The following is an 18,682-nucleotide window of genomic DNA, read 5'->3' on the forward strand; positions in this document are numbered from 1 at the left end:
GGCAGGTGGAGGACCGAATTTTCGGACCTCCACCTGCACACTGGTCCTCAGCCGCCGCTCCGCGCCCGCGCCCGCCGGTCGGGACGACAGTCCGGCGAGGCGGGTGTCACCTTCCGCCGGGGCTAAACTGGTGAGCAGTTTCCCGCCGTCGAGAACCCCTTGAGGTCACTGTGTCCGAGCACATCAGCGCTGCCCCTGCCCCGTCTGCCCCCGACCGTGGCACCACCCGCGTGAAGCGGGGGATGGCGGACATGCTCAAAGGCGGGGTGATCATGGACGTGGTCACCGCAGAGCAGGCGAAGATCGCCGAGGACGCCGGCGCCGTCGCGGTGATGGCTCTCGAGCGAGTCCCCGCCGATATCCGCGCCCAGGGTGGGGTATCCCGGATGAGCGATCCGGACATGATCGACGGCATCGTCGAGGCGGTCTCCATCCCGGTGATGGCGAAGGCCCGGATCGGGCACTTCGTCGAGGCGCAGGTGCTGCAGTCCCTCGGCGTGGACTACATCGACGAGTCCGAGGTGCTCACCCCGGCCGACTACACCCACCACATCGACAAGTGGTCGTTCACCGTGCCGTTCGTCTGTGGCGCCACCAACCTGGGCGAGGCCCTGCGCCGAATCACCGAGGGTGCCGCGATGATCCGTTCCAAGGGGGAAGCCGGCACCGGCGACGTCTCCAACGCCACTACGCACATGCGCTCCATCCGCGCCGAGATCGCCCGCCTCGCCGGTCTGCCGAAGGACGAGCTGTACGTCGCCGCCAAAGAGTTGCAGGCCCCGTACCCGCTGGTCGCCGAGGTCGCCGAGGCCGGCCGACTGCCGGTGGTGCTGTTCACCGCCGGTGGGATCGCCACCCCGGCCGATGCGGCGATGATGATGCAGCTCGGCGCCGAGGGCGTGTTCGTCGGTTCCGGCATCTTCAAGGCCGGCAACCCCGCCGAGCGAGCGGCCGCAATCGTCAAGGCCACCACGTTCTTCGACGACCCGGACGAGATCGCCAAGGCCTCCCGCGGCCTCGGCGAGGCGATGGTGGGCATCAACGTCGACGACATCCCGGTCCCGCACCGGCTCGCCGAGCGCGGCTGGTGAACCGACCCGCGTGAGCAACCTCGGCCCGGACTGGCGGCGGCTGCCTGACGGCACCGCCTTCCGCACCGCTGCCCGGGTGGTGGTGCTCGACGCCGCGGGCCGGGTGCTGCTCGCCCGCGGACACGATGCGGACCAGACCGAACGCACCTGGTGGTTCACCATCGGCGGCGGTATCGAACCGAGGGAGACGCCGCGAGAGGCGGCGGTCCGAGAGCTCGAGGAGGAGTCCGGGCTGGTGGTCGAACCCGGTGATCTGGTCGGCCCGGTGCTGGCCCGGGAAGCCGAGTTCGACTTCTTCGCCGAGACCGTCCGACAGGACGAAGTCTTCTTCCTCACCCAGGTCGATTCCACGGCAACGCTGACCACGCAAGGATGGACCGCCGTCGAGCGCAGCTTCATGGACGAGCTCGGCTGGTGGCACGCCGAGGACCTCGCCGAGGTGGAGGTGGAGGTCTTCCCGGCCCAGCTTCCCGGGCTGGTGCGCACCTGGCGGAGCGGCTGGGACGGCCGGATCGTCGAGCTCGGGCTGCAGCAGGAGGGCACTGGCGGTACTACCGCCGACGACGGCGCAGAGCGGCCGGGCGGGTGACGGCACCTGTCGTCGGGGTGCTCGCCCTGCAAGGAGACGTGGCCGAGCACAGCCGAGCGCTGCAGGCCTGCGGTGCACGGGTGGCCACCGTGCGCACCCTCGCCCAGCTCGCGAGCGTGGACGCCTTGGTTCTGCCCGGGGGTGAGTCGACCACGATCGACAAGCTGCTCCGCCGCTTCGAGCTGATGGATCCGCTCCGGGAGCAGATCCGCACCGGTCTGCCGGTGTACGGCTCCTGTGCCGGGATGATCCTGCTCGCCGACCGGATCACTGGGGGGATCGCAGGCCAGCAGACCATCGGCGGTCTGGACGTGACCGTGCGGCGCAATGCCTTCGGCCGCCAGGTGGACTCGTTCGAGGAACGCCTGGACGCACCGGCGCTGGGCGCCGCTGCGACGGATCCGCCGATGCGTGCCGTATTCATTCGTGCCCCCTGGGTCGCCCAGCACGGCCCGGACGTTCAGGTGCTGGCAACGGTGAGCACCGGACCGGCGGCGGGTAAGATCGTGGCGGTGCGCCAAGGCGCGCTGATGGCCACAGCATTCCACCCGGAGATCAGCGGGGACCTGCGGATCCATCGCGCCTTTCTCCGGCTGGTCTCCCAGCGGTAGCGGGCGCAGAAGCGACGAACGAGAGGTAACCACCATGTCGGGGCACTCCAAGTGGGCGACGACCAAGCACAAGAAGGCCGCGATCGATGCCAAACGCGGCAAGCTCTTCGCCAGGCTCGTCAAGAACATCGAGGTGGCCGCCCGGACTGGCGGTGGTGACCCGGCCGGCAACCCGACCCTGTACGACGCCATCCAGACGGCGAAGAAGTCGTCGGTACCCGGCGACAACATCGACCGTGCGGTCAAGCGGGGCTCCGGTCTGGAGGCCGGCGGCGCCGACTATCAGACCGTGTTGTACGAGGGTTACGCTCCCGGCGGTGTCGCCGTGCTGGTGGAGTGCCTGACCGACAACCGCAACCGTGCCGCCTCCGATGTCCGGGTCGCGTTCACCCGCAACGGCGGGTCGCTCGCCGATCCGGGGAGCGTCTCCTACCTGTTCACCCGCAAAGGGGTGATCCTGGTGCCGAAGACGGACGGGGTCACCGAGGACGATGTGCTGGCCGCTGTGCTGGAAGCCGGCGCCGAGGAGGTCAACGAGCACGGTGAGACGCTCGAGGTGGTCTCCGAGGCGACCGACCTGGTCGAAGTTCGTACCGCGCTGCAGGCGGCTGGTCTGGACTATGACTCTGCCGAGGTGCAGTTCGTGCCAGCCACTCAGATCGATGTGGACGCTGACGGGGCGCGCAAGGTGCTCCGGCTGATCGAAGCTCTGGAGGAGAGCGACGACGTGCAGAACGTGTTCGCGAACTTCGATGCCTCGGACGAGGTGCTCGCCGAGCTCGAGCAGGACGACTGAGCAGGACGACGGAGCAGGACGACGGAGCAGCACGACTGCGCAGGCCCGACAGGTTCGATCGTCGGCGCGCCGAGCCGATACCTGCCCGGCACGACCGAACGCGGGAGGTATCGCGTGAACCGATTCACCCCGCGGTCGGGTGGGTCGGTGGCGGATCTCGGCCGGCGCACCTGAGAACCTGAGTCTGTGAGCTTTCGGATCCTCGGCGTCGACCCCGGGCTGACCCGCTGTGGACTGGGCGTGGTGGAGGCCGGGCGTGGCCGTCAGCTGCGCCTGGTGGATGTGGCCGTGGCCCGCACCGCTGCCGGCGACGACCCGGCGCTACGGCTGCTCCGGATCGCTGACGAGATCGACGCCTGGATCACCAGGCTCAGCCCGGATGCTGTGGCCGTGGAGCGGGTGTTCGCTCAGCACAACGTGCGCACCGTCACCGGCACTGCTCAGGTTGCCGGCCTGGCGATGGTGGCGGCGGCCCGCGCCGGGCTGCCGCTAGCCCTGCACACCCCCAGCGAGGTGAAGGCGGCGGTCACCGGGCACGGGCGCGCGGAGAAGGCGCAGGTCCAGGAGATGGTGCGCCGGCTGCTCAACCTGGACGCCGCCCCGACCCCGGCCGATGCCGCGGACGCCCTGGCCCTGGCGATCACGCACGCCTGGCGAGCACACGCCGTCGGCACCTCACACGGCACATCGACCGCCCAGCAGACCGCCGCCCAACGCGCCTGGGCACAGGCGGAGACCCGGGCGCGCACGGCGCGTCGGACGGGACGGCCTACGGCGAGCAGGTAACCTGACCGTAGTACAGATGTTCGCGCGCGGGAGGTTGACAGGATGATCGCTTCGGTCACGGGCCAGGTGGAGCACGTGGGCCTGGACGCCTGCGTGGTGGTGGCCGGCGGGCTGGGTGGTGGCCGGCGGGCTGGGGTACCGCGTGCACACCACTCCGGCGACCCTGGCGAGCGTGCGCACCGGCACGTCGGCCACACTCGCCACCAGCCTGGTGGTGCGCGAAGACTCGATGACCCTGTTCGGCTTCGCCCAGGCCGAGGAGCGGGACGTCTTCGAGCTGCTGCAGACGGTCAGCGGAGTGGGGCCACGGCTGGCGCTGGCGATGCTGGCCGTGCACACCCCGGACGACCTGCGCCGTGCGGTGGCCAGTGAGGACGTGAAGGCGATGACCATGGTCCCCGGGATCGGGCAGAAAGGCGCCCGGCGGATCATCCTCGAGCTCGGCGACCGGCTCGGTCCCGCCACGGATGCCTCCGCGCCGGCGGCCACGCCCGCCGGCGGTGCCCGGACGGACGTGGTGACCGCGCTGGCCGGGTTGGGCTGGCCGGCCAAGGCGGCGGAGTCCGCCGTCGATGCCGTGCTCGCTGCCGATGACGCCGCAGCGGGCGCCGATACGGCTGCCGTGCTGCGGGCCGCTCTGCAGCAGCTGGGTGGAAACCGACATGGCTGACGAAGAAGGCATGCTCGCCGCCGAGGCCGACGAGCTGGACCGGGCCGCTGAGGCGGCGCTGCGTCCACGGCGGCTGCACGAGTTCATCGGGCAGCCGGTGGTGCGTGACCAGCTCTCGCTCGTGCTGGACGCTGCCGTGGCTCGGTCCCGGCCGCCGGACCATGTGTTGCTCGCCGGACCGCCCGGTCTGGGCAAGACCACGCTGGCGATGATCGTGGCCAGCGAAGTGGAGGGTGCACTGCGGATCACCTCCGGTCCCGCCGTGCAGCACGCCGGGGACCTGGCGGCGATCCTGTCCTCGGTACAGGAGCACGACGTGCTGTTCATCGACGAGATCCACCGCCTGGCCCGCCCGGCCGAGGAGATGCTCTACCTGGCGATGGAGGACTTCCGGGTGGACGTGGTGGTGGGCAAGGGCCCCGGCGCCACCGCCATCCCGCTCTCCCTGCCGCCGTTCACCGTCGTGGGCGCCACCACCCGGTCCGGACTCCTGCCCGCACCGCTGCGGGACAGGTTCGGCTTCACCGCGCATATGGACTTCTATTCCACCGACGAGCTGGAGCAGGTCCTCACCCGGTCCGCTCGGTTGCTCGAGGTGGACCTGCACACCGATGCTGCGGCGCAGATCGCCTCCCGCTCCCGCGGTACCCCCCGGATCGCGAACCGGCTGCTGCGTCGGGTCCAAGACTGGGCACAGGTACGGGGAACCGGTGTGCTGGACCTGGCCGCTGCGATGGCCGCCCTCGAGGTGTTCGAGGTGGACCGCCGCGGCCTGGACCGGCTCGACCGCGCAGTCCTGGAAGCGCTCTGCCGGCGATTCGGTGGTGGGCCCACCGGTCTGACCACCCTGGCGGTAGCGATCGGGGAGGAGCCGGAGACCGTGGAGACAGTGGCCGAACCGTTCCTGGTGCGTGAAGGTTTCATTGCCAGGACCCCGCGCGGCCGCGTGGCGACAGCCGCCGCGTTCGACCATCTCGACCTGCCCGCACCCAACGCTCCGGGAATGCTCTGGGACTGATCTGCGGGCACCGAAGCCGGTACGGCCCGGCGCGGGTGGTTCGCCAGGCGTTCGATCTCGCCTAGAATCGGGCGGAACCTGATTTCGAAGCACTGGAGTGTGTCCACTCATGGACCCGACGTTCATCATCATCCTGGTCGTAGGACTGGGTGCCCTGCTGTTCATGAACTGGCGCACGCGGAAGAAGCAGCAGGAGCAGCTCTCCTTCCGGGACCGGCTGGAGATCGGCCAGGAGGTCCAGACTATCGGTGGCCTGATCGGGACGATCACGGCGGTCGAGGACGACCGGATCACGCTGGAGACCGCGCCGGGCACCGAGGTGGTGTTTGTGAAGATGGCGCTGGCCAAGCTGGTCGACCCGCCGGTCGAGGAGTTCGATGACGAGACTGAGCTCGAGGGCAGCGACGAGGCCAGCGAGCCCGCCGAAGCAGTCGAAGCCGACGTGGTCGAGAGTCCAGAGGTTCCGGACGAGCAGCTCAGCGCGGCGACGTCTCCCGACGCTGGCGACGACGACACGCCCCGCCGCAACCAGAACTGACCGTCCGGCCGCAAGGCCGGCAGCACACGGAAGAAGATCCCGTTGGCATCTCGTACGCGTGGAGTGCGCCCGCTGCGCACTCTGACCTTTCTGCTGTTCCTCGTCGCCCTCGTCTATGGAGGGCTGACGGCGAACAGCCTCTGGGGCGAAGGGGAGATGACGCCCGGCCTGGCGCTCGACCTGGAGGGCGGCACCCAGCTGATCCTCACTCCGAGCGCCGAGGGCGCGCAGGTCAGTGACGACCAGATCGGCGAAGCCATCCGGATCATGCGGCAGCGGGTGAACGCGTCCGGTGTGTCCGAAGCGGAGATCTCCAGCCAGGGCGGCACGAACATCGTGGTGCAGCTTCCTGGTGACCCCGACCAGGAGACGATCGAACTGGTGCAGGCCAGTGCGCAGCTGCGCTTCCGGGTGCTGCTGACCGAGGCCGGCCCGGGGCAGATCGACCCCGCCGCGGCAGCCGCCCAGCAGGAGCAGGCCACCCAGCAGGACCAGGCCAACCAGGGTGGCGGTGGCCCGGTCAGTGGTGCGCAGGCGCGTGCCCCTGAAGACGCTCCGGATGACGGCACCGAGGAGCCGTCCGACGAGGCCAGCGAGCAGCCCACGGACGAGGGCGCCGAGCAGCCCAGCGAGACGCCGTCCGAGCAGCCACAGAGCTTCAGCCCGGAGGAGATCGAGGCAGCGGCGATGCAGGCGGCCGACACCGACGGTAACGGTGAGTTGTCCAACGAGCCGGCCACCGAGCCGACCAGCGCCTCGGACACCGCGTGGATCACCGAGCAGGTGATGTACGACTTCTACATGCTGGACTGCACCGACCCGGCGAACCTGGCCGGTGGCGGCGGCGACGACCCGGAGCAGCCGCTGGTCTCCTGCGGCACTGACGGGCAGGCGAAGTACATCCTCGGCCCGGCAGAGCTCGAAGGCACCGACGTCAGCTCGGCGAACTCCGCACTGGAGACCACCGAACAAGGTGCGGTCACCAACAACTACATGGTCCAGCTGAACTTCACCTCCGAGGGCGGGCAGAAGTTCGAAGAGGTGACCCAGCGGCTGGCCTCGATGACCGCTACCGGGCAGAACCGGTTCGCGATCGTCCTGGACCGACTGGTGATCTCCTCGCCGTCGGTGACTCAGGTGATCGCAGGCGGGCAGGCGCAGATCACCGGCAACCCGCAGAATCCGTTCACCCAGGAGCAGACCATCGGTCTGGCGAACCAGCTGAACTACGGTTCGCTGCCGATCACGTTCGAGCTGCGCAGCCAGGAGGAGATCTCCGCCACGCTCGGCACCGAACAGCTGGAGCGGGGAATGCTCGCCGGACTGATCGGGCTCGCGCTCGTGGTGGTGTACTCGATCGTGCAGTACCGCGGCCTGGCGATCGTCACGCTGCTCAGCCTCAGCGTCGCCGGTGCCCTCACCTACGGGTCGATCACCGCGCTCTCCGAGCTGATCGGCTACCGCCTCTCCCTGGCCGGTGTCGCCGGTCTGATCATCGCCATCGGTATCACCGCCGACTCCTTCATCGTCTACTTCGAACGAATACGCGATGAGGTCAGAGAGGGCAGACGGCTGGAAGACGCCGTCGAACTCGGCTGGAAGCGCGCCCGCCGCACCATCCTGGCCTCCGACGCCGTGAACCTGCTTGCCGCAGTCGTGCTGTACACCCTCTCCGTCGGCGGAGTCCGCGGATTCGCGTTCACCCTCGGCCTGACCACCATCATCGACGTGATCGTGGTGATGCTGTTCACGCACCCGATGGTGCAGGCGCTGGTCCGGACCAAGTTCTTCGGTGGCGGGCACCGCTTCTCGGGGCTGGACCCGAAGCACCTGGGTGCCACGGTCCCGGTCTACCGCGGCCGCGGGCGGCTGCGCTCCGGGGAGTCGATCGCCGAACGACGGCGCGCGGCCGAGCGAGCCGCCTCCGGCTCATCGGCGGGATCCGCAGGTTCGCCAGGATCCGCGGACGAACCGGACAGCGCGGACTCGGCAGAGGATGGCCCCGCCGACTCCGAACTCTCCTCCACCAGCCGGAAGGGTGACCGCTGATGGCCAGCTTCGCCAAGTTCGGAAACGACCTGTACTCCGGTCAGCGTTCGTACGACATCGTCGGCAGGCGCCGGATGTGGTTCACCATCGGCCTGGTGATCGTGGTGCTCTCCGGGCTGCTGGTCGGCATCAAGGGCCTGAACGCCGGGATCGACTTCCGCGGTGGCTCGGAGTTCACCGTCTCCAACGCCCAGTCCCAGAATGAGGACCTCGCCCAGTCTGCGCTCGACGAGGTGGTCACCGGCCAGGTGGCTCAGGTCACCAGCGTGGGCGGATCGACGGTGCGGGTGCAGACCGAATCGCTCAGCGAAGCCCAGACCCAAGACGTCGCCGAGCAGCTGGCCGAGGCCTACGGCACCAGTCCGGACGACGTCACGTCCTCGTTCGTCGGGCCCACCTGGGGTGCCGATGTGACCAGCAAGGCCGTCCAGGGACTGGTCATCTTCCTGGTGCTGGTCTCCATCGTGATGACGCTCTACTTCCGGCAATGGACGATGGCTGCCGGTGCCCTGGTCGCACTCTTCCACGACCTGGTGATCACCGTCGGCATCTACGCTCTGATCGGATTCGAAGTCACCCCAGCGACGGTGATCGGGTTCCTCACCATCCTCGGCTATTCGCTGTACGACACCGTGGTGGTCTTCGACAAGGTCCGGGAGAACACCGCCGGCGTGCTGGACCAGACCCGGTTCACCTACGCCGAGGGCGCGAACCTCGCGGTGAACCAGACCCTGGTCCGCTCGATCAACACCTCCGTGGTGGCCGTGCTCCCGGTGGCGGCGATCTTGTTCGTCGGTGCGTTCCTGCTCGGCGCCGGAACGCTCCGGGACATCGCGCTGGTGCTATTCATCGGGATGCTTGTGGGCACGTTCTCCTCGATCTTCATCGCCACACCGATGCAGGTCGCCTTCTACCAGCGCACCGCAGCGATCAAGGAGCACACCGAGAAGGTGTTGGCGCTGCGCGAGGACCGGATCTCCGCGGCAGAGGCGGAGGGTCTGCCGGCGGAGTCCGTGGCTGTCGGGGCCGCCGGCCTGCGTGCCGGGTCGCACCTCGGGCAGCAGGCGCAGCCGCGACGGAAGTCGAAGCGCAAGAAGTGACGCCGAGCGTGGTCTCCACCCGGCTGCACGACCTGATCTCCAGCCGAGTCCGAGACGTTCCCGATTTCCCCGAGCCCGGCGTACTGTTCCGGGACATCACCCCGCTGCTGGGCGACGCCACGGCGTTCTCTGCGGTGATCTCCAACCTCGCGGACACCTTTGGGGGTGAGGTGGATGCTGTCGCCGGTATCGAGGCACGCGGGTTCCTGTTCGCGGCACCGCTGGCCGCAGTGCTCGGCTGCTCGCTGATCGCCGTGCGCAAGGCAGGCAAGCTGCCGCCACCGGTGCGCAGCGCCGACTACTCGCTCGAGTATGGGACGGCGACGCTGGAGGTGTCCGAGCATGCGGTGCGTCCCGGCTCCCGGATCGCCGTGCTCGACGACGTCTTGGCCACCGGCGGTACCGCGGCCGCGGCGTGCACGCTGCTTCAGGAGTGCGGAGCGCGAGTGGCGGGTCTCGGTTTCCTCATCGAGCTGTCCGAGCTGGGTGGCCGCAACCGGGTCGCCGACCGGGACGTTCACGCGCTGCTGACCTACTGAAACGAGGGCCGCCGCGCTGGCGGCTCGCCGGCGAGAAACCTGCGGCCTGCGGCGTATCATGGCCGAATGAGCGAGGAGCTGGCCGCACAGGAGCAGGATGCCCGCCCGGGCCATGCTGTTCCGCCGGCCCGGGTGCGCTCCCGGCTGGTGCGGTTCGGTGGCCGCGGCCACTCCACGCCAGCGGCGATCGAGCCGCTGGTCCGCGTGGTGCGGACGAATCACCCGCGGATGGATACCTCGATCCTGGACCGCGCCTACCGGGTGGCCGAACGCGCCCACACCGGTCAGGTCCGCAAGAGCGGCGACCCGTACATCACCCACCCGGTGGCCGTGGCCACCATCCTCGCTGAGCTGGGCATGACCCCGCCGACGCTGGCGGCGGCACTGCTGCACGACACGGTGGAGGACACCAGTTACGGCCTGGCCGAGCTGCGCAAGGAGTTCGGCGAGGAGATCGCCCTGCTGGTGGACGGCGTCACCAAGCTGGACAAGGTCAGCTACGGCGAAGCAGCCCAGGCCGAGACCGTCCGCAAGATGGTGATCGCTATGGCGCGCGATATTCGCGTGCTGGTGATCAAGCTTGCGGACCGGCTGCACAACGCCCGGACCTGGAAGTACGTCTCCGCCGAGTCTGCGTCCCGCAAGGCGCGGGAGACGCTGGAGATCTACGCGCCACTGGCGCACCGACTCGGGATGAACACGATCAAGTGGGAGCTCGAAGACCTCTCCTTCGCCACCCTATACCCGAAGGTGTACTCCGAGATCGTGCACTTGGTCACCGAGCGGGCGCCTGCTCGGGAGGAATTCCTTGCGATCGTGCGCGACCAGGTGGTCGAGGATCTGCGTGCGGCGAAGATCAAGGCGACGGTGACCGGCCGGCCCAAGCACTACTACTCGATCTACCAGAAGATGATCGTGCGGGGGCGAGACTTCGGCGACATTTACGACTTGGTCGGCGTGCGGGTGCTGGTGGACAGTGTGCGGGACTGCTACGGAGCACTCGGTGCCCTGCATGCGCGATGGAACCCGGTACCCGGGCGGTTCAAGGACTACATCGCGATGCCGAAGTTCAACATGTACCAGTCGTTGCACACCACAGTGATCGGTCCGACCGGCAAGCCGGTGGAGATCCAGATCCGCAGTCACGATATGCACCGGCGGGCCGAGTACGGCGTCGCCGCACACTGGAAGTACAAGGAGACCGCCCGGCAGTCGGCCAAGGCCGGTGCCAAGGCCAGCGCTGAGGCCGACTCGATGCCGTGGCTGCGCCAGTTGGTGGACTGGCAGCGGGAGACGGCCGACCCGGGGGAGTTCCTCGACTCGCTGCGCTATGAGATGTCCGGTGCGCAGGTGTACGTGTTCACCCCGAAGGGGGATGTGATGGCGCTGGCTGCCGGTGCCACCCCGGTGGACTTCGCCTACGCCGTGCACACGGAGGTGGGACAGCGCACCGTGGGCGCACGGGTGAACGGTCGTCTGGTGCCGTTGGACTCCACGCTGGAGAACGGCGACACCGTCGAGGTGTTCACCTCCAAGGCGGACGGTGCCGGGCCCAGTCAGGACTGGCTCGGCTTCGTGAAGACACCACGCGCCCGGAACAAGATCCGGTCCTGGTTCTCCAAGGAACGCCGCGAAGAGGCGGTCGAGTCCGGCAAGACGCTGATCGCTAAGGCGCTGCGCAAGCAGAATCTGCCGATGCAGCGGCTGCTGAACCACGACACGCTGGTCGCCCTGGCCGACGAGATGCGCTACAACGACGTGTCCGCGCTGTACGCGGCCGTGGGCGAGGGGCACGTCTCGGCGCCGAACGTCGTCAAGCGCCTGGTGGCCTCGATCGGGGGAGAGGACGCCGCAGAGGAGGACATCGCCGAGGTCACGCGCCCGGGCACGCGCCAGCACGCCGGCAAGGCCGGCGACCCCGGGATCCTGATCACCGGGATGGACTCCGGGGACATGTGGACGAAGCTGGCCAAGTGCTGCACGCCGGTGCCCGGTGACCCGATCGTCGGTTTCATCACCCGCGGGGCGGGTGTCTCGGTACACCGGGAGGACTGCACCAACGTGGCCGGGCTGCGCCGGCAGCCGGAGCGGATGATCGACGTCGAGTGGTCGCCAGGAGCGCAGAGCGTGTTCCTGGTCCAGATCCAGGTGGATGCGCTCGATCGCAACGGTCTGCTCTCCGACGTCACCAAGGTGCTCTCCGAGAACCACGTGAACATCCTGTCCGCGAACGTGGCCACGTCCCGGGACCGGACAGCCCAGTCCCGGTTCGTGTTCGAGATGGCCGAGCCGTCACACCTGGGCCACGTCTTGCGAGCGGTGCGCAACATCGACGGCGTATACGACGTGTTCCGGTTCACCGGCAGCCGACCGAGGCAGACCTCGCCAGCGGACGCCCAGTAGCCCCCAGTCTCTCGTCTGGGGTGACCGGGGTCAGCGGGCGTCGTCTGCCGCCCGCTGCACCTGCTCCAACCAGGCGCGGCGGGCGTCGAGTGCCTCCTGGGCCTGGTGGATCTTCTTTGCCTCACCACTGGCCTGAGCCTGGCTGAGCTCGGCCTCCAGACCGGCGATCGCTTCTTCAAGCTGGGCGGCGGCACCTTCTGCTCGAGCGCGCACCCGCGGGTTCTTCCTGCGCCACTCCTGCTGGTCGGTGTCCCGGACCGCCTGCTCCACAGCGCGCATCCGGCCTTCGACCCGCTGCAGGTCGCCGCGGGGCACCTTGCCCGCCTCTTCCCAGCGGTCCTGGATATCGCGCAGCTTCGCCTTGGCGGCCTTGAGGTCCCGGACCGGGAGCAGCGCCTCAGCCTCGGCCAGGATCGCCTCCTTGACCTTGAGGTTCTCCCCGTACTCGGCGTCGACCTGGGCGTTCTGCGCGTTCCGCGCCTCGAAGAAGACGTCCTGGGCGCCGCGGAAACGGGCCCAGAGGGCGTCGTCATCCTTGCGGGCAGCGCGGCCGGCAGCCTTCCATTCGGCCATCAGGTCACGGTAAGCGATCGTGGTGGGCCCCCAGTCGGTGGAGGAGGAGAGCGCCTCTGCTCGGACGATCAGACGCTCCTTGATCTCCTTCGCCTCACCGTGGGTCTTGTCCAGTTCGGCGAAGTACTGCCGGCGGTGCCGGTCGAACTGCGACCGGGAGGCGGCGAACCGCTTCCACAGCGCGTCCTCGCTGGGGCGGTCCAGACGCGGACCGGCCTTCTGCGCCTTCTTCCACTCCTCCAGCAGCGTGCGCAACTGTTCGCCCTGGGCCCGCCACTGCATCCGGGACGGGTCGGTGGCGGCGATCGCTTCGGCCCGTTCCACGATCTTGGTGCGCTCTTCGAGCGCTTGGGCTCGGGCCTTCTCCCGCTCGGCGGTAATCTCCCGACGGCGTTCCTTCGCCTGCTCGCGAAGCTCCTCCAGGCGAGTACGGAGGCCATTCAGATCACCGACGGCGGCAGGCTCGGCCAGTGCTTCGGTCAGGCTCCGCAGTGTGCCGTCGATGTCCTTGATCGTCAGTTGGGGCAGACGGGTGGCGAACAGGTCGACCTGTGCCTTCAGGTCCAGGAAGCGGCGGATGTACAGGGACAGCGCCTCGTCCTCGCTGACGTCCGGGAACTGCCCGACGATGCGCTCGTCGGCTTCCTCCCGCACGTAGACGGTGCCGTCCTCGGCCACCCGACCGAACTCTCGGGCGGCGGCCACCTCGGCCGGATCCATCGCCGCGGCTTCCGGTTCGGTGACCGGAGTGACCGGTGCCGCCGCGCCTGGAGCGGTGGTACCGCCAGCGGGTGGGGCCGGCCGCGCCTTGGCCATCGCCTTCGGGGTAGGGATCTGCGCGGGAGTCGGGATCTGTGCCGGTGTGGGAATCTGCGCCGGAGTAGGTACGGGCGCCGGTGCCTGCTTGCTCGCCGCGGCATCCTCACCCGCCGACTCCGGGGTGCTGCCTCCGGTATCGGTCGCGTCGCCTGCGGGGGCATCGGCATCGGTCGCCTCGCCCGCGGGGGCATCGGCATCGGTCGCGTCGCCCGCGGGGGCATCGGCATCATCAGCGGCCGCCTCACCCGCAGCCGCATCGCCGTCCGGCGTATCACCAGCGACCGCATCGCTCGCGGCTTCTGCCGGAGCCTCCGCCACGGCGTCCGCCTGCTCAGCCACGGCGGCGGTCTCCTCCGCCTCGGCAGCCGCCTGATCGCCGTCCGGCGGGGGAGAGGTGACGGGGCTACCCTGCGCGGGGGCGCCGGCCGCGGGCGCGGCCGGCTCAGACGATGTCTCCTGCGCCGCGGCCTGCTCAGGCACGCCCTCCTGCGCCGCGGCCTGCTCAGGCACGCCCTCCTGCGCCGCCGCGTCCTGCGACACCGCTTCGTCTACTGCAGCCGATGCGCTGACCGTCTCCTCCTCGGCGCTGGTGGCAGGAGCATCGGGCCGGTTCTGCTCGTTCACAGGTGTCTCACTCGTCTCGGTGGCCAGGGCTTGGTCAGGTAGTGGCTGCTGCTCGGTCACTGGATGTCCACACTCTCGATGATCACGTTCTCGGCCGGTCGGCCGTCACTGCTGCCTTCGGCGGTTCCGGCGGCACCGATCTGCTGGAGGATGTCCAGGCCCTCGGTGATCTGGCCGAACACCGTGTACCCGCCGGCTTCGTCGCTGGGCAGCGTGACCTCCTCGAAGACGAGGAAGAACTGCGACCCCATGCTCTCTCCGTTATTGCCCTGCCGGGCCATCGCGAGGGTGCCAGCGGGGTACACGTCGTCGCTCGGGGCATTCTCGACCGGGCCGAAGGAGTAGCCGGGACCACCAGTGCCCGATGCCGTCGGGTCACCGCACTGCAGCAGCGAGTCCGGCAGCAGGCGGTGGCACGCTGTGCCGTCGAAGTAGCCGTCACCGGCGAGCATCAGGAACGAGGACACGGCCTGCGGAGCGTCGGCACCGGCGAGCGTCACCGAGATGTCGCCCATGTTCGTGTGGATCGTCCCCTGCCAGTCGGTATCCAGCGCGTCAGTGGCCGGCGGGGGAGCGGAGTAGGGCTGCGGCGCAGTGGTCGGCAACGGCTCCAGCGAGGAGTCCTCACCCGGCGCCGTCTCCTCCCCGGGGGTCTCCTCGGCGGCGGGTGTGGGGGTGTCTGCGGCCTCCGGGACGCTCTCGCCCTGCTGGGTCACGATCAGAGCGATCGCTCCCGCCGCGATCAGCACCGCCACCACCGAGGCGGCAATGATCCGCTTCCGCCGCGCGGAACGGGCAGCCCGGGCCTGGCGCGCGAGCCGTTTCTGGTGCCGTCGACGGGCATACTCACGCTCCCGCTTGCTCGGGGACACCCCGCCTCCTTCGTCGCTGATCATGGTCGAGAGCGCAGCTCTACCGGCTCCGCCTAGCTCTGCTGGTCGCAGCACAACGAGTGCTGGCCTGGCCAATACTAGGCAACGCTGCCACATCGATCGGACACGGCGGGCCCTCGACGGGGTTACGGGATGGTCACAACTGGCCTCACCAGCACCTCGAACAGCCCGGTGTGGACCCCGCGCGACGCACTGCGGTCAAACCGATGGGAGGATACCGCTATGGCACGAATCGCACCCCTGTCCGGATTCCCCGAATGGCTGCCCGCTGGGCGCATCGTGGAGACGACCATCCTCGACCAGGTGCGCCGGGTGTTCGAACTGCATGGCTACACCGGGATCGAGACCCGGGCGGTGGAACCACTGGAGCGGCTGCTGAGCAAGGGGGAGACGTCCAAAGAGGTCTACCTGCTGCGCAGGCTGCAGGCGGAGGGCGAGGAGACCGACGCCCGCTCCCTCGGTCTGCACTTCGACCTGACGGTGCCGTTCGCACGGTACGTGCTGGAGAACGCCGGGCACCTGTCCTTCCCCTTCAAGCGCTACCAGATCCAGCGGGTTTGGCGGGGGGAGCGGCCGCAGGATGGCCGCTTCCGGGAGTTCACCCAGGCGGATATCGACGTCGTCGCGGCCGACACGCTGCCGTTCCACTACGAGGTGGAGATGCCACTGGTGATCGCGGAGGCTTTCGCCGCCCTCGCCGAGCTGGGCCTGCCGCCGGTACGAATCCGCGTCAACAACCGCAAGGTGTCGCAGGGGTTCTATGAAGGTCTCGGCATCGAGGACGTCGACGGTGTGCTGCGCACGATCGACAAGCTGGACAAGATCGGTGCAGCCGGAGTCCGCGAAGCGCTCCAGCGAGACAATGGCGCCACCGCCGAACAGGCCCAGGCGTGCCTGGACCTGGCCGCGATCTCGGGTAACGACGCCCGGGTCGCCGACCAGGTCAGAGGCCTGGGGGTCACCTCCGAGCTCCTCGAGGAGGGCCTGGGGGAGCTGATGGCACTGGTCGAGACGGCCGAGCGGCGTCTGCCGGGCGTGGTGGTGGCCGACCTGCAGATCGCTCGGGGCCTGGACTACTACACCGGCACTGTCTACGAGACGGTGCTGCTCGGGCACGAGAGCCTCGGCTCCATCTGCTCCGGCGGACGGTATGACTCGCTCGCCTCGGACGGCTCGAGGACCTTCCCGGGGGTCGGCCTGTCCATCGGGATCTCCCGTCTGGTCTCCCGGATCCTCGCCGAGGGGCTCGCCGAAGCCACTCGGCCGGTACCGACCGCGGTGCTGGTGGCCGTGGCGGACGAGGAGCACCGCCAAGCGAGTAACGACGTGGCCGCTGCGCTGCGCGCGCGGGGCATCCCCACCGATGTCGCACCCAGTGCTGCCAAGTTCGGCAAGCAGATCCGGTTCGCCGACCGCCGGTCGATCCCGTTCGTGTGGTTCCCTGCCGGCACCGGCCACGAGGTCAAGGACATCCGTTCCGGGGAGCAGGCGCCGGCCGACCCGGCCACCTGGGCGCCACCGGCCGAGGACCTCTGGCCGCGGGTCGTCCGCGCCGACTGAGGACACGCGAACGCCCCCTGGTGCAGTAGTTCATCTACCGCCCCAGGGGGCGTTCGCATCCCTGATCCGCAGTCAGGTCTGCTCGGGTCTACCGGGTGCTGTCGTAGCTCTTCCGCCGAAAGCCGTCCCGGCGGGCCCCCGGGCCGCGGTGCGAGTCCGGACCACGGCCCCGGTCCGAACGCGGACCGCCGCGGTGCGGACGATCGCCACCGGCCCGGCCGCGCGGGCCCTCATCCGGCCGGATCCGCAGCTGCTGACCGGCCACCCGGGCGGCACCGATCTTGCCCAGGGTCGCCCCACTCAGCTCGGTAGTGATCTGCACCAGGGAGAACCGGGAGAAGATCTGGATCTTGCCCAGGTCGCTGCCGCGCAGACCACCCTCACCGGTGATCGCGCCGACGATGTCCTGCGGGCGCACCCCGTTCGTGTGCCCCACGGCCACGCGGTACACGGTGCCCGGCCCGGCGAACTGAGCCGGACCATTCGCCCGGGCGCCCCCGCGCGGACCGTTCCGGCGGTCACCGCGGTCGCCACCCCGGCCGCTGTCCGGCTCGAAGCTCTGCGACGTGATCTCGTCCTCGTCCCGGGAACGCTGGGGGCCCTCGTCGCCCACGCTCTGCGCAAGGAGCGCGGCAGCGGCAGTCACCACATCGCCGTCGCCGACGTGCCCGGCAAGCAGGTCCCGGTACATCTCCAGCCTGCCGGCCGACACTCGCGCCGGCAGGGCGTCCAGCACCCGGCGGGCCCGGTGCTCGCTCACCTGCGCCGGTGTGGGGATCGACGCCTCGGTCATCGTGGCGCCGGTGTGCCGCTCGATCATCCGCAGCCGGCTCCGCTCGCGCGGGGTGAAGAAGGTCAGTGCCTGCCCGGCACGCCCGGCGCGGCCGGTGCGCCCGATCCGGTGCACGTAGGCCTCCGCCTCGCGCGGGATGTCGAAGTTGACCACCAGCCCGAGCCGGTCCACATCCATGCCCCGGGCGGCGACGTCGGTGGCCACCAGGACGCGCACCAGCCCGCTGCGCAACCGCTCGATGATCCGCTCCCGGTCCCGCTGCGCGACGTCACCGCTGATAGCCGCTGCGGACACGCCGCGCTCGACCAGCGCGTTGCCGACCTCCTCGGCGGTCTGCCGGGTGCGCACGAACACCACAGCGGCCTCGGCCTCCGAGGTCGCCAGCACCCGGGCGAGTGCCCCGACCTTGTGCCGGAAGGGCACCACGGCATAGGTCTGGGTGATCGTCGTGGTGGTGGAGGACGGACGCGAGGTGGCCACCTCCACCGGGTCGTTCATGTGCTCACGCGCGACCGTACGGATCGCACGCGGCATCGTGGCGGAGAAGAGGGCCGTCTGCCGGGTGGGCGCCGCAGAGGCGAGGATCCGGTCGACATCCTCGGCGAAGCCCATGCGCAGCATCTCGTCGGCCTCGTCGAGCACCAGGTAGCCCAGCTCGGACAGGTCCAGCGCACGCTTGTCCAGCATGTCGATCACCCGGCCGGGGGTACCGACCACGATCTGCGCGCCGTCGGACAGGCCACGCAACTGCGGCCCGTACGGTGCACCACCGTAGATCGCCAGCACCCGGGCCAGGCCGCGCGGAGCCATCGACTGGACGGCGTCGGCCACCTGGATCGCCAGCTCGCGGGTGGGTACGAGCACCAGCGCCTGTACCCGGCGCGCAGCCGGCTCCAGGCCGGCGAGCATCGGCAACGCGAACGCGGCGGTCTTGCCGGTACCGGTCTGCGCGACACCGGTCACGTCCCGGCCGGCGAGCAGGGCCGGGATGGTGGCCGACTGGATCTCGGTGGGCGTGGTGAAGCCGAGCTGCTGCACAGTGGCGAGCAGGTCAGCGGGCAGGTCGAGATCGGCGAACGTCGGAGTCGTCGCGGCCTGCGGCGCGGCGTCGTTCTCGGCGGCGCGGGCAGACACAGGGGCAGTATCGGTCGTCACAGGAGACATCCAGCACTTTCATCGGGGATGGAGGCGGCGGACCGGTGGGCCCTGCTCCGCCTCAGCCCGAACGTC

General features: G+C 69.6%; 16 protein-coding genes. 13 read left to right on the forward strand and 3 right to left on the reverse strand.

The window, feature by feature from the left end; genetic code table 11:
* Window positions 1–170 precede the first annotated feature (170 nt).
* The 12 genes from pdxS (at window position 171) to FU260_RS12575 (ending at window position 12,190) form a co-directional block, all read left to right on the forward strand.
* Complete coding sequence (gene pdxS / locus FU260_RS12520; RefSeq protein WP_147917363.1) at window positions 171–1,091, forward strand: pyridoxal 5'-phosphate synthase lyase subunit PdxS; 921 nt, start codon at window positions 171–173, stop codon at window positions 1,089–1,091.
* A 10-nt stretch (window positions 1,092–1,101) separates the two neighbouring features.
* Entirely contained in the window at window positions 1,102–1,680 is a 579-nt protein-coding gene (locus FU260_RS12525) for an NUDIX hydrolase (RefSeq protein WP_210418077.1), read from the forward strand.
* A complete protein-coding gene (pdxT, locus tag FU260_RS12530; protein WP_147917364.1) occupies window positions 1,677–2,291 on the forward strand; it encodes a pyridoxal 5'-phosphate synthase glutaminase subunit PdxT in 615 nt (204 codons plus the stop codon). The genes FU260_RS12525 and pdxT overlap by 4 nt, the downstream gene beginning before the upstream one ends.
* 34 nt (window positions 2,292–2,325) lie before the next feature.
* Entirely contained in the window at window positions 2,326–3,087 is a 762-nt protein-coding gene (locus FU260_RS12535; RefSeq protein ID WP_147917365.1) for a YebC/PmpR family DNA-binding transcriptional regulator, read from the forward strand.
* Between the two features lie 186 nt (window positions 3,088–3,273).
* The gene (gene ruvC / locus FU260_RS12540; protein WP_147917366.1) at window positions 3,274–3,873 is read left to right on the forward strand and encodes a crossover junction endodeoxyribonuclease RuvC; all 600 of its coding nucleotides are present in this window, start codon (window positions 3,274–3,276) and stop codon (window positions 3,871–3,873) included.
* A 142-nt stretch (window positions 3,874–4,015) separates the two neighbouring features.
* On the forward strand, window positions 4,016–4,543 hold the full coding sequence (gene ruvA, locus FU260_RS12545) for a Holliday junction branch migration protein RuvA (protein WP_342355238.1): 528 nt from the start codon (window positions 4,016–4,018) through the stop codon (window positions 4,541–4,543).
* A complete protein-coding gene (gene ruvB, locus FU260_RS12550; protein WP_147917367.1) occupies window positions 4,536–5,561 on the forward strand; it encodes a Holliday junction branch migration DNA helicase RuvB in 1,026 nt (341 codons plus the stop codon). The genes ruvA and ruvB overlap by 8 nt, the downstream gene beginning before the upstream one ends.
* 109 nt (window positions 5,562–5,670) lie before the next feature.
* The gene (gene yajC / locus FU260_RS12555) at window positions 5,671–6,099 is read left to right on the forward strand and encodes a preprotein translocase subunit YajC (protein WP_147917368.1); all 429 of its coding nucleotides are present in this window, start codon (window positions 5,671–5,673) and stop codon (window positions 6,097–6,099) included.
* A gap of 42 nt (window positions 6,100–6,141) precedes the next feature.
* Window positions 6,142–8,148, forward strand: coding sequence for a protein translocase subunit SecD (gene secD, locus FU260_RS12560; RefSeq protein ID WP_147917369.1), 2,007 nt, complete (start codon window positions 6,142–6,144; stop codon window positions 8,146–8,148).
* Window positions 8,148–9,248: a protein translocase subunit SecF gene (secF, locus tag FU260_RS12565; protein ID WP_147917370.1), complete on the forward strand. Its 1,101-nt coding sequence runs from the start codon at window positions 8,148–8,150 to the stop codon at window positions 9,246–9,248. Before secD ends, secF begins: the two co-directional genes overlap by 1 nt.
* Before the next feature lie 8 nt (window positions 9,249–9,256).
* Window positions 9,257–9,787 carry an adenine phosphoribosyltransferase gene (locus tag FU260_RS12570; protein WP_210418078.1) on the forward strand — a complete coding sequence of 177 codons (531 nt, stop codon included), beginning with the start codon at window positions 9,257–9,259 and terminating at the stop codon, window positions 9,785–9,787.
* 66 nt (window positions 9,788–9,853) lie between these two features.
* Complete coding sequence (locus FU260_RS12575; RefSeq protein WP_147917372.1) at window positions 9,854–12,190, forward strand: RelA/SpoT family protein; 2,337 nt, start codon at window positions 9,854–9,856, stop codon at window positions 12,188–12,190.
* Between the two features lie 30 nt (window positions 12,191–12,220).
* On the opposite strand, the gene FU260_RS12580 is transcribed toward FU260_RS12575, so the two are convergent.
* Both FU260_RS12580 and FU260_RS12585 read right to left on the reverse strand, forming a co-directional pair.
* The gene (locus FU260_RS12580) at window positions 12,221–14,206 is read right to left on the reverse strand and encodes a DUF349 domain-containing protein (RefSeq protein ID WP_147917373.1); all 1,986 of its coding nucleotides are present in this window, start codon (window positions 14,204–14,206) and stop codon (window positions 12,221–12,223) included.
* Window positions 14,207–14,262: 56 nt separating this feature from the next.
* A complete protein-coding gene (locus FU260_RS12585) occupies window positions 14,263–15,078 on the reverse strand; it encodes a peptidylprolyl isomerase (protein WP_235912331.1) in 816 nt (271 codons plus the stop codon).
* Between the two features lie 243 nt (window positions 15,079–15,321).
* On the opposite strand from FU260_RS12585, the gene hisS reads away from it, so the two are divergent.
* Entirely contained in the window at window positions 15,322–16,659 is a 1,338-nt protein-coding gene (gene hisS / locus FU260_RS12590) for a histidine--tRNA ligase (RefSeq protein ID WP_147917375.1), read from the forward strand.
* Between the two features lie 88 nt (window positions 16,660–16,747).
* Here the strand turns inward: hisS and FU260_RS12595 are convergent, their stop codons facing one another.
* The gene (locus FU260_RS12595; protein ID WP_328593005.1) at window positions 16,748–18,586 is read right to left on the reverse strand and encodes a DEAD/DEAH box helicase; all 1,839 of its coding nucleotides are present in this window, start codon (window positions 18,584–18,586) and stop codon (window positions 16,748–16,750) included.
* Between the last annotated feature and the right edge of the window lie 96 nt (window positions 18,587–18,682).

Origin of the sequence: Ruania zhangjianzhongii (genome assembly GCF_008000995.1) — a bacterium.
GTDB classification, from domain to species: Bacteria; Actinomycetota; Actinomycetes; order Actinomycetales; family Beutenbergiaceae; genus Ruania; species Ruania zhangjianzhongii.